Origin of the sequence: Malaciobacter mytili LMG 24559 (genome assembly GCF_003346775.1) — a bacterium.
Classification (GTDB): Bacteria; Campylobacterota; Campylobacteria; order Campylobacterales; family Arcobacteraceae; genus Malaciobacter; species Malaciobacter mytili.
The window spans coordinates 2,760,354-2,772,596 of record NZ_CP031219.1; the positions used below are offsets into that span (position 1 = coordinate 2,760,354).

Here is a 12,243-nt window from a genome sequence, read left to right on the forward strand (position 1 = left end):
TAATTCTTATAATTTGTATTATCATGATACATATAAAACATTGGATGATTTTTCTTCAAATTCAAAAAATTATGATTTATTTATTTCTGGTTACACAGAAGAGACAATGGTCAGAAGTGTTTATGATAAAGTTGATTCAATAAAAAAGGTATGGTTAATTTTTCCAGATTATCATTTAACCTCTATACCTTCCGAAGAAAATTTTACAGAGACTATATCAATAGATAATACATACTTAGAATCTACATTTACAAATAACTTTTTTACAAATTATTCATTAGATAAATATATTGATAAAAAAATATGTATCGATATTACAGGTTTTATAAAACCTTATATTTTTTCATTGATACGTTTATTTAAAGAAAATAACTTTAAAAACATCGATATAATATATAGTGAACCTAAATATTATAAAGATAAAGAAAAAACTAAATTTTCATCACAGATTTTATCTGTACGTGCAATTAATTTTTTTAATTCTTCAAATCCTGATACTTCAAAAGACATGCTAATAATAAATGCGGGGTATGACATTAATTTAATTTCTTCAGTAATTGAAAGATATAGTAGTATTAAACAAAAAAAGTTACTTTTAGGTTCCCCACCATTAATGCCAGATATGCTCCAAGAAAACCTTTTAAATATTGAAAATATAAAAAATGATTTTCATAGTTTTAATCCATTATTTTCTCCTGCAAATAATCCTTTTGAAACAGCCAATGTGATTTCAACGTATATTCAAGAGTATACTCAAAAAAATAAAATAACTAACTTATATATAGCACCATTAGCTACAAAACCACAAGCTCTTGGATTACTTCTTTTTTTAATGGCAGAAAAAGTTAAATTAGAAAAAGAGCATAATATTAAAATTAAAGTTATATATCCTTTTACAGAATCATATTCATCCTCAGCAGGGAAGGAGATATCTCGAATTAATATATATAATTTAGATTTTAATATTTTAAATTTAAGTAATTAGAAATACACTTTATTTATTCTTTTATATTTTTAATTACTTTATACATTTTATTGTATTCCTTATGGATCATGGAATGGCATCCTATAACTTCTGCAACATTTAATTGGTTTACAATCTCTCCTTTTTCTTGTAAATATTTTATTGCACCAATAACTTCACTTTCACTAATAACTCTTCCTGTTTTATTTTTCATTGGAATAAGTTCATCTATCATATTCTTGTACCAAAATGAAAAGTTATTGAAACCATGAACAAATTCTCTATGTGTTAAGTTATTTTGATAAGCAAAATTTACAAAGTTTTTTGGATAGTTTTGGAAAAGAAAATAAACCATTAAAGTTAATATAAACTCTTTTTTTATTGATAAGGCTTTCTTTGAATTATACTCATTAAGTTTGATACAAATATCTTTATATTCCTCAATCATTGGAAATTCATTTAAATTCAATTTTTCTTTTCTATTGAGAAGATATCTTAGCTTTGTAAAACTATCAAATACAAATACTGAATTTATCTTTTTTTTATTGATAAAAAAATAGCCTTTATTTAATCCATTTTCAAACCAGTCAATTGCTTTTAATCCATAAAGAAAATTTGATGGTATTGGCAAAGATATTGTTTCTCTCAAATCTCTTTCACATTTAAAACAAAAACATAATTCCTTAAAATGTCTGATTTTGGATAAATTAATTTTTTCATAACATTTCCAACATCTATCAGTCAAAAATATTTTATGTTTGGGACAGGCATTATAGAAACTGTATCTCCATTTCTTTCTAAAGTAAGGAATATTATCTTCAGCTAAACACTTAGGACAATACATTAAACCATTATGAGTTCTCTTATCTACTAATTTTCTAATTTGAAAAGTTGGATATAAACTATTTTCTTCACAAGTGAATAAATATCCCTCTTCACTTCTTAAAGACATTTGCAAAATTTGTTTTAGAGATAATCCACTTTTAAAAGAGATCTGATTAATCAATTTTTCGTCATATAAAAAATCTAAATCCGTTCTAGATGTTGCACAACCTTCATGACGAATAAATAAACTAATAAAAGTAGATAAGTTTCTTTGATGTTCTATTGCCATTCTGATAAACCAAGAACTTAATAATTCTTTATCTTGAACTTTAGGTATAAATAAAAAGAAATAGTCTTGAACCCAATCTCTATTTCTTTTTTGAGTAGCCATTTTATAACTTTGGTAAGTATTCTATATCATCAACAATAATATATTCTCTTTTAGACTTTATAGCTTTAACAGCTGCTTTTTTTATTAAATTTACAGTCTTACCTATTAAACCTTCTGATTTATGAAAAAGAGCACTCATAATCTCTGGATCTTCTGCTAGATTTGAAGCTTCTTTTAAAGGTAAACATCTTTCATATGTTGCTAAAAAGGACCTATATTTTCTATCATTATTCCATCGAGGTAATTCAATTGAAGGGAATCTAGATTCTGTTTCAGCACCAATAGATAAAGCTGAATGAGCAATTCTAGTACCAGCTAAAATTATAGTCAAAGACAAACTATTACTTAGCTGTTTTAAATCATCAATAAAGGTTCTTTGTTTATTTAGATTCCCTGTTAAAGAACTATGTATTTCATCGATAAGTATCATTCTAGTACCTAACTTACACAGATAATGCTTCACTAAATTTGCTTTTATTGAAACCTTTTCAATTCTTTTGTGAGGAACACATAATTCATCTAAGATAAGACTATATAACCTACTCTCATCAGGAATTGTTGGAGCTTGGAAATATAGTATTGGAATTTCATAAGTAGTAATATTCCCTTTTTCAATTGCTTCTAATTTTACTTTATGTAAATCGTACATCCTTTTTAAAATTACTGTTTTGCCATTATTTGAATCCCCATAAATAAGTAATCCCTCATGTCTCATTTGAGGTGGGTCTAAAAATTTATCTTCTAAAATCTCTACAAGTTTTGCAGCTGAACCATATCCAATCCAATGGTCTTTTTTACAATATATAATTCTTTCTTCATCACTTTTACTTAAATATTCAAAAGCGTCAGGTGTTAAATTTCTATCATTCATAAATTAACCTATTGGGTAAATTTCATAATCACTATCATCTTCTTCATTAAATTGTTTTTCTAAATTTAATTTTGATTGAGATTTGGGAGTCACATCTAGTACTTTTGATTCATATTCCATTGTTTTTTCTTGATGTTTTTTTGTACTTTTTTATCTTCTAACAGACTTAGTTTCTTTTTTAGCATCTAAAATATATTGATTTAATCTTTCATGTGCTTCAAAAATATCATGAGGTTCAAGTTCTCTACCAGTGATAGCTTTTTTTGCTTCACTTATAGATCTTCTTAATTCTGTTAAATCCATAGCTGGTCTTCTTATATCTGCATATGGGATAATAATATATTCTTTAATATCTTCATCATAAACATAGATTTTACTAATATCTCTTGGGTCTCTTCTACACTCAACTTCATTTATCAAATCAGGTTTTAATTTTTTATATTGAGATGGAATTATATATTTTCTAAGAGTTTCTGAAAAATAAGTAATGTAATCAATAGTTATCCCATTTTTTTGAACACTTCTTTTTATTTTTGGTAATAATGACATTCTGAATTTTATAGTATCAGCAGGTACTATTGGTAAAAATGGTATTTCTTTCTCATCTCTAACTCCAAGTAAACCTTGATAAAATTTTTCTTCAGGTGTCATACCTAAAGAACTATGTACAGTTTTATGATATACATTTACTATAAAATCAATATACCACTTTTCTAATTCAGAAACTGTTACAGCTGCTTTTTTACCAGATTTATATTTACCTTTTTCAAATATATTTGAAAAAGTACTTCCTGGTAATTGATGTGTTTTTTTCATAAAAGTGCCTATAACACGTTCAACTGCACCACCAAATTCAGGACGTGCTACTGGACGATAAATATCCTCAATAGCAAATTCACTACAAAAACTATGTAAGCTTATCGACCTAAAATCTTTTCCATTGTCCATATGAATTTTACGAGGTAAACCATAAACTGGCCACTCTCCTTTTATACCATGTTGATTCAAAAAATCATCTTTTGGTAATACTGCATTTAAAAAACATTGTCCCACACTAAAATAACTAGGAGCATTTAATGAAATATAAAAACCATAAATCATTCTACTAATAGCAACAGTAATAAATGGTCTTCCTATTTCTTCTCTTGTTTCTTCATCAACTAAAATTACATCAACTTTAGTATGATCTATTTGTATAATATCTAGAGGTAGTTTTACTTCAGGAAACTTTCCAGGCATTCCTCTAGTTTCTCTTACACTAAGATTTTTTCTATGTTTTGCAATTAATTTAGGATTAATATTATTAAGCCGATTTCTGATTGCTCCTTTTTTAGAAATCTGAACATTAAATTTTTTACATTCATTAGCTATTACATTGTAAATATTTGAAAATGGTAATTGCTGGTCATCTAAATATACTTCATTAATTATTGTATTTATAATTTCTTCTGTTTCTTGAGGAAATCTAGATTTTCCTTTAGCTCCACAATTTTCTCTATTTCCAGCAAGGGAACTAACTGTGCCAAACTTTTCAAAAGTTTCAATCCATCTATAAAGAGTTGCCATACCTTTTTTAAATTTTTTAGCTCGTTTTTCTACATCTTTAGCTGTTCTATTCTTCATTTCAAGTAAAGGTTTAATTATTTCATACTTTTCTTTTGCTTTATCTAGATCTTTATCTCCATATTCTACTTGTGATTTTTCAGGTTCATTTGCATTTTTAAATTCTTTTGTTAAATCATTTACTTTTACAATAACTTCTTTATAAGGATTAATACTCTGTTTTAATAAAACTTTATCAGCAGAAGGAAAACTTTTTATTATATATTCATTATCTTCATAAAATATTTTTGAGTTTATATTAAATTTAATTACTCCCATTATTTATCTCCACAATAGATTTCATCGTGACCTTTTCATTTTCTAAATCAGTTTTTAAAATATTTTGAGCCACAAGTTTCCAAATATTATTTGAAACTCTTTGATACTCAACTGGAGATTTCATTATTAAATTTGTAAGTTCAAATGCTGATATTTTTTTATCTTTTAATTTATCCAATATAATATCATCATACTTATCTTCAGATGGATGAAGAATAAATCTATATAAAAAATCAATATTTGATATATAAATATCATTAAAATTAAGTTCTGTAAGAAATTTAAAATCTACCCCTATTCCCTCACATCTTATTTTTGCTACATTAAATTTTTTTTCATAAGTATCTTTATTCTTTTCAAATTCACTTAAGTATTTAACTTAAATAAGTGCATCTTTTAGATTTGTTTTTTTGTATCTTTTAACAAAGCAATCTACATCATACTTTTGGGGTTTACCATTTTTAATTATCATTATTCGGGGTTGTTCTCGGTAAGTTTCTACAGTATTATCAAATTCTAGATAAAGAAAAAGTGTCTTTTCAAGTGAAGAGTCAAATTCAATAGATCTATTATTTTTAACACTTGGGAAATGTCCAGTTACGGAACAATAGCTTTTTTTAATTTGTCTTTGTCCAAAAGTTATTGCATCATCATACATAATTTATCCAAAGTAATTTTAATAAATTATAGTATAAATAGTCTTTTATATAAATATTAAAATATTTCTTCGTATTATTAATTTATAATGTATTAATAAAAATTTATTTTTTATGATGAGATTGTGTATAAACTAGATACAATAATTACTAAGAATAAAAAAGAGATATAATCAATTGTCTTGATAAATCAAAAACTGAAAGAACTATAAATAGCTTCCAGGCATATAAAAGAGCATAGTATCTCAATAATTATTTAAGGAAAAATTTAATGCAATTAATATATCAATGGATAGATAAATATAGAAGTATTAATGATAATAATTTACTAAACAGCTTAGAACTTAATTTTCATCATAAATATAGATTTAAATATGATGGAAAAGATAAACTAGAATTTGAAATATTAGAAAAAACTAACTATATTGATACTTATTATAAAGAAAATCAATACTATTCTATGATTGTTGGTAAAAATGGAAGTGGTAAAAGTTCTATATTTGAAATGCTTTATAATGGTATAAACATATCACTTGATATGAAAAGTAGAAAAGAAAAGATAAGAGATAAATTTATTGCAATTTTTTTAGATGAAGATAAGTTCTTATTTTATGGTTTTGAAATAAATGGGCAAAATGAAATTTATGTATCTAGGATAGAATCAATAAATAAAATAAACCTTGATATAGAATATAGAGAATACATAGACAACTTGAGAATTTTAAGTATTAATTCAGATTTTGGAAGTTTAGAAAATATAGAAACTAACTATGAAATGTCAAGAGAGAGAATAAAAATATCTGATAATATAAAAAAGAAAGATATAACAACATTTTTATTAGATAGGCAACAAGCATTCGAAAATAATTCTTTTATGAATTCCAATATGTATGAATCAATATTAAATTATTCTAAAAATGATTTTATTCAAAGTTTTTTATTAAACTATAAATATTTTAAAAGTATAGAAAATAATGATATAGAATTACCACAATATGTATACTTCAAATTTGACATTCCTCCTAAAAATTATTATGAATATAAGTTCAAAAAAGTGATAAATGAAAGTAGTGAAAAAATAAAAGATTTTTTGATAGAGCTTTCAGAAACTTTGTTAGATTATTATGATTCAATTAAACTTTCATCTGAATTATCAATTTTTCAGAAAATAGAATCATTTTATATATTTTATTTAATAGATAAGTACTTATTTTATACATCAGATATACTAGTATTTAGTGATACTCTATTAAAAGTTGACATTATTTCTAAAATCAAAGACATAAATTTTGGAGATTTAGATAATTTGTACTTTGATGATGCTATTGATATTAGGTTTAATCCATTTGGAGAATTTTTAATTTTAAAAGACATTATTCTTGCTCTACAAAATACTTATCATAAAGTAATTGATAATTCAATAATAATTAATAGATTAGAGAATCAAAAATATATGAGGAACTTAATTTCAAGTGTAGATTCATTTAAACAAATATTTACATTAGGACAGATTTATCTTTCTTATGACTTTTATCCTATATTATCTAGTGGTCATCAACAACTTTTTAAAACATTTAATTATATTTTAGAAGGTATTGAAAAATTTAAAAAAGACAGGGATAGTTATAAAAAAGATGTGTTAATATTACTTGATGAACCAGATATAAGATTACACTATGAATGGCAAAGAAATTACATCAAATGGTTGTCTATATTTTTAGAACAATTTGAAGATTTCAATTTTCATATAATTATTAATACTCATTCAAATTTAATGCTAAGTGATATACCAAAAGAAAATGTAATAGTGTTAGATAGAAAAGATAATAAAACAAGTGTTAAAAATATTACTTCACAAACATTAGCACAAAATTTATTTGAGAATTTGAACAATGACTTTTTCTTAGATAAGTTTATTGGTGGATATATTGAAGATAAGATAAAGAATATACTTGAAAAAGATGATGCTATAACAACTAATGAAAAAGAATTAATTAGCAATTTAGGTGAAAAGATTTTAAGAGTTTCTCTAGAAATGAAATATGATATAGAGAGTAAATAATGATAAATATTGAAATTCTCAGTAATATAGATATAGATTATTATAATTTTGTAGTATTATCACAAGATAAAGATAAATGGGATGTGACTACAAATATTGATGGTCTAAAAAAGAAAATTGAAAGAGAAGCTAAAAAGGTAAAAAACAAAGATGATTTAGAGTTTATAAGTTTTATCCAAAAAAGATTGAAAACGATTGTAAAGGGTGATATAAATAAACTAAAAAAAATTCAAAATATAATTGAAGTTAAATATACAAAAGTATGGAAAAAGATTAAATCCTATAATGAAAATGCTCCTAAAGGTAAAAAACGAAAGTTTATATATACAATACTAGAAAAGATATTCGTAACTTATGGTTATGAAAGTATTATAAGTGAAAAAATAGCATATAAAATGCTTAGAAAGTTAGATATTAAGGTTTGCCCATACTGTAATATTAATTATATATCATTTTCAGGAACAAATAGTAATAAAGGTATAAGACCAGAATTAGATCATTTCTACCCTAAAAGTCATTATCCATATTTTGCAGTTAGTTTTTATAATCTTATTCCCTCTTGTAGAAATTGTAATGGACTTAAATCAAATAATTTTCCAAAAGGACTTTATTCACCATATGAAATATCGGAAAATAATGATGATTTTAAGTTTAAATATATAGCTAAAAATATAAATATACTTTCTACAAGTTTAAATAATATAGAAAAAGGTATTGATAAAATAACATTTCAAAAAGAAATTATAGCTAACAATAAAATGTTTCATTTAGATGATTTATACCAAGTACATAAAGATGTAGTTGCAGAAGTTATCTGGAAAAATAGAAACTTTCCAAATGTATTAAGAGATAGTTATAAAAATTTTGGAATTAGTAAAAGGGAAGCATATAGAATAGTTTTCTGTAACTATAGTGATGTAAATGAATTCAATAAAAGACCATTAAGTAAATTAACTTATGATATACAAAAATATTTTTAATTTTAAGAAAACAAATGACTATAGTTTATTCTCACTTTTTAATGTACACATTAATATACAGAAATTTAACCAATTGTATTGTACAATCTAATATAAGGTAGGTGTCATATGAAAAATCCATTCTCAAATTTTAATGAATATGACAGCAATAAAAAATGAGGATATGTAAAGTAAACTTTGATAATGGAAGTTTACTTTAATATGTCAAAAAAGAAAAGTATCATTCCTGAATTTTTGGTTAATAATCCAGATGATACTTTTAAATTTTTATTTCCTTTAAAACTAATACTTGATTAAGAAAATCTTGGTAATAGTCTTTTACAAAAAATGCCCCTGTAAATTAAACTGTATAAATCACCTTTAGCTTAAATTTTCACTTTGTATATTTTTCCATAATTCCATATCCATTTTCAACAACTTGTTTTACTGCATCTCTTCTAAACTTTCACTATATTATCTTCTTCTCATTTTTAATTCCTTTAACTATTAAACAATTTTCTCTGAATTGATTTGTATCTATATTTTTGGGGTCATTCCAACTATTAATAAAAGCTGAAAAAGTATTGATGCGTCAAAAATAAAGAAAAAAATGTTCGGAAAAAATATAAATCTTAAAAATCTACAGATGTCGAAAAACAACAAACATATATAAAGTTTGTTGATTTATATAGCAATGTTACTAGAACTAATTACTTTTAGTAAATAGAAAAACTATCCAACCTTTAAGGTTGGGTAGTTTTATTTAATTCTATTGTTATATGAACAAGCTCTTCATGAATTTGTAACTCTTTTTTAAAATATTCACTATCAATATCCTCATTTACATCTAAACAAAGAATACAAGAGTATTTGCCTTTTCCTACATGCCATACATGAAAGTCTGTGATTTTAGCATCGACTTTAGAGTTTTCAATAACTTCTACAATTTCACTAACAACAGGTGCATCCATACTAGCATCAAGTAAAACTTTTCCTGATTGTTTAATAAGTCCTAGTGCCCAAACAAAAACTAATACAGAACCAACTATACCCATAACTGGGTCAAGCCATGCTGCACCCCAAAGCATCCCTGCAATTAAAGCTACTATTGCAAGTATTGAAGTTAAAGCATCAGCTAATACATGTAAATATGCAGCTTTTAAATTCATATCGTGGTGATGATGACCATGGTGGTGTTCGTGGTCGTGATGTTCATGTCCATGGTGATGATGTGAATGGTCATCTTTTAAAAGCCATGCACAAATTAAATTTATAATAAGACCCAATACAGCTACAAATATTGCTTCCTTATAATGTATATCAACTGGATTAAAAAATCTCTCAATTGAATGATAAGCCATAAAAAATGCAACTACTAAAAGTAGTATTGCACTTGTATAAGCTCCTAGTATCTCAATTTTATATGTTCCAAAACTAAATCTAATGTCACTTTTATATTTACTTGCCATTGCATAAGCAAAGAATGATAATCCTAAAGCTAAAGCATGTGAACTCATATGCCAACCATCTGCAAGAAGTGCCATAGAATTAAATATCATACCAGCTGCAATTTCAGCAATCATCATTACAAATGTTAAAATTGTTGCATAAAGAGTGTTTCTTTTTGCAATACTATTTGTATCATCAAAACTGTGAGAATGGGAAAGATTCTCTAAAATAGCTGTTGTTTGCATTTTATACCTTTTTAAAAATATTTATGATACTATACCCCAGTATAGCTTAGAAAATTTTAAAGGTTGAATTATGGCACATACAATTGCAAATAAAGAGAAACTGATTTTAAGAATTAAAAAAATAAAAGGTCAGTTAAATAGTATAGAAAAATCTTTAGAAGATGAAAAAGATTGTTTTAAAATATTACAACAGATAAGTGCTAGCAGAGGAGCAATACAATCACTTATGAGTGAAGTTTTAGATGGACATATAAAAGAGCATTTGGGAAATCATGTTAGTGAAGAACAAAGAGAAATTGAAATAGAAAATTTAGCTACACTTTTAAAAAGTTATCTAAAATAACTGTTTGCTTTTATTTAGTTTTATATAATTATAATATATTACGGAAGATAGATTATATGGATATACGAGCGACTATAAAATAAACTCGTATAATAAAACCTTGGAAATATGATGGTATATTTTCAAAGAGTTCAAAAAGATAATATGTCGAAAAAATTAACGATACAATTATTAATAAAGTGGTGCATTTTTACTTTGCACTAGTGGTATATTTTACCTTTGCATTTAATAATAAAGTTCATTTATAAGATAATATTTAATTTACGCACAAATATTTGTACGTAAAATTTGATTTTTCGTATAAATTCTATTATAATGAGATAAAAAAGGCAATAGTTATGAATAAAAGATGGATTTGGGAATTTGAAAATTACCCATCATTTGAATATGATGTAAAAAATATTAATCCACTAATAAAAGATATTATATTTTTACAAGGCACATTATCAACTCTTTGTTCATTTGCATCTAAAGAAAAGATACAAGAAAAATTAGCTGAAACATTAACAGATGAAATTATTAGTAGTTCAGCAATAGAAGGTGAGTTTCTAAATAGAGATAGTGTTAGAAAATCTATTGCTAAAAAACTAGGTATAGAGGAATATACAAATACTGATTATGTAACTGATGGTCTTGTAAGTATTTTAATTGATGCCTGCACAAATTATAATGATGAGTTAGATATTGAAAGACTTAAAAAATGGCATAGTGCAATATTTCCAACAGGAAGAAATCATGAAGGAACTAAAATTGATGTAGGTGAGTTAAGAGGAGATAATGAAATGACAGTAAGTGGAAGTGGACCTAAAGAAATAGTTTACTATCAAGCTCCTCCTCCTGATATACTTTTTGATGAAATGGTTGATTTTTTTGACTGGTTCAATAAAACTGAAGATGGATTGATTAAGGCAGCTATTGCTCATTTATGGTTTTTAATCATACATCCTTTTGATGATGGAAATGGAAGAATCGCAAGAACAATATCTGAATATGTATTAGCAAGAGTAGAAAATTCATATTACTCAAAAATATATTCAATTTCAAAAACTAGTTATGAAAGAAAAAAAGATTATTATGAAGTTCTTGAAAAAACTACAGGATTTAGAAAAAAAGATAATCCACTAGATATTACTTTGTGGATAGAATATTTCTTAAAAACTTTATTAAAATCATTACAAGAATCAAGAGCAGGAATTCAATATATAATAGAAAAAACAAAATTTTGGGATTTACACAAAGATAAAGACTTAAATGCGAGACAAATTAAGGTTTTAAATAAAGTTCTTGATATAGGAATTGAAAACTATGAAGGAGGTATTACAAAATCAAAATATGTAGCAATTACTAAAGCTTCAACATCAACTGCTTCAAATGATTTAAAACAATTACTTGAGTGGAATTGTATTAAACAAATTGAAGGAACTTCAGGAAGAGGAACAAAATATACTATTTTGTTAGGTAATTAACTATTTATAGTTTTTTTGTTCTATTAGACACTGTCAAACTAACTGTGTAAGTTCAAAAATACAAATTTATCAGATAGTATAAAATGCATCTATCTAACACAGAACTTTTATTATCACAAGATAAAATATTA

11 protein-coding genes are annotated in these 12,243 nt (G+C 24.9%); 5 read left to right on the forward strand and 6 right to left on the reverse strand.

The features are described from left to right. Positions 1–40 precede the first annotated feature (40 nt). The gene (locus AMYT_RS13335) at positions 41–985 is read left to right on the forward strand and encodes a hypothetical protein (RefSeq protein WP_162919511.1); all 945 of its coding nucleotides are present in this window, start codon (positions 41–43) and stop codon (positions 983–985) included. A 13-nt stretch (positions 986–998) separates the two neighbouring features. On the opposite strand, the gene AMYT_RS13340 is transcribed toward AMYT_RS13335, so the two are convergent. The 5 genes from AMYT_RS13340 to AMYT_RS13360 form a co-directional block, all read right to left on the reverse strand. After that, a complete protein-coding gene (locus tag AMYT_RS13340) occupies positions 999–2,180 on the reverse strand; it encodes a TniQ family protein (RefSeq protein WP_114843016.1) in 1,182 nt (393 codons plus the stop codon). A gap of 1 nt (position 2,181) precedes the next feature. Beyond that, entirely contained in the window at positions 2,182–3,051 is an 870-nt protein-coding gene (locus AMYT_RS13345; protein ID WP_114843017.1) for a TniB family NTP-binding protein, read from the reverse strand. A 150-nt stretch (positions 3,052–3,201) separates the two neighbouring features. After that, the gene (locus tag AMYT_RS13350; protein ID WP_114843018.1) at positions 3,202–4,932 is read right to left on the reverse strand and encodes a Mu transposase C-terminal domain-containing protein; all 1,731 of its coding nucleotides are present in this window, start codon (positions 4,930–4,932) and stop codon (positions 3,202–3,204) included. Further along, a complete protein-coding gene (locus AMYT_RS13355; RefSeq protein WP_114843019.1) occupies positions 4,919–5,110 on the reverse strand; it encodes a hypothetical protein in 192 nt (63 codons plus the stop codon). Before AMYT_RS13355 ends, AMYT_RS13350 begins: the two co-directional genes overlap by 14 nt. Positions 5,111–5,311: 201 nt before the next feature. Beyond that, positions 5,312–5,590, reverse strand: a complete 279-nt coding sequence (locus AMYT_RS13360; protein ID WP_114843020.1) for a hypothetical protein — start codon at positions 5,588–5,590, stop codon at positions 5,312–5,314. Positions 5,591–5,859: 269 nt separating this feature from the next. Here AMYT_RS13360 and AMYT_RS13365 point away from each other — a divergent pair, with 269 nt between their 5' ends. Next, positions 5,860–7,650: an AAA family ATPase gene (locus tag AMYT_RS13365; RefSeq protein ID WP_114843021.1), complete on the forward strand. Its 1,791-nt coding sequence runs from the start codon at positions 5,860–5,862 to the stop codon at positions 7,648–7,650. Continuing rightward, entirely contained in the window at positions 7,650–8,630 is a 981-nt protein-coding gene (locus tag AMYT_RS13370) for an HNH endonuclease (protein ID WP_114843022.1), read from the forward strand. Before AMYT_RS13365 ends, AMYT_RS13370 begins: the two co-directional genes overlap by 1 nt. Before the next feature lie 722 nt (positions 8,631–9,352). Here AMYT_RS13370 and dmeF read toward each other — a convergent pair. After that, the gene (gene dmeF, locus AMYT_RS13375) at positions 9,353–10,303 is read right to left on the reverse strand and encodes a CDF family Co(II)/Ni(II) efflux transporter DmeF (protein ID WP_114843023.1); all 951 of its coding nucleotides are present in this window, start codon (positions 10,301–10,303) and stop codon (positions 9,353–9,355) included. A gap of 70 nt (positions 10,304–10,373) precedes the next feature. Here dmeF and AMYT_RS13380 point away from each other — a divergent pair, with 70 nt between their 5' ends. Together AMYT_RS13380 and AMYT_RS13385 are read left to right on the forward strand one after the other, a co-directional pair. Next, positions 10,374–10,646 carry a metal/formaldehyde-sensitive transcriptional repressor gene (locus tag AMYT_RS13380; protein WP_114843024.1) on the forward strand — a complete coding sequence of 91 codons (273 nt, stop codon included), beginning with the start codon at positions 10,374–10,376 and terminating at the stop codon, positions 10,644–10,646. Positions 10,647–10,984: 338 nt separating this feature from the next. Further along, entirely contained in the window at positions 10,985–12,112 is a 1,128-nt protein-coding gene (locus AMYT_RS13385; protein ID WP_114843025.1) for a Fic family protein, read from the forward strand. The last annotated feature ends 131 nt before the right edge of the window (positions 12,113–12,243 follow it).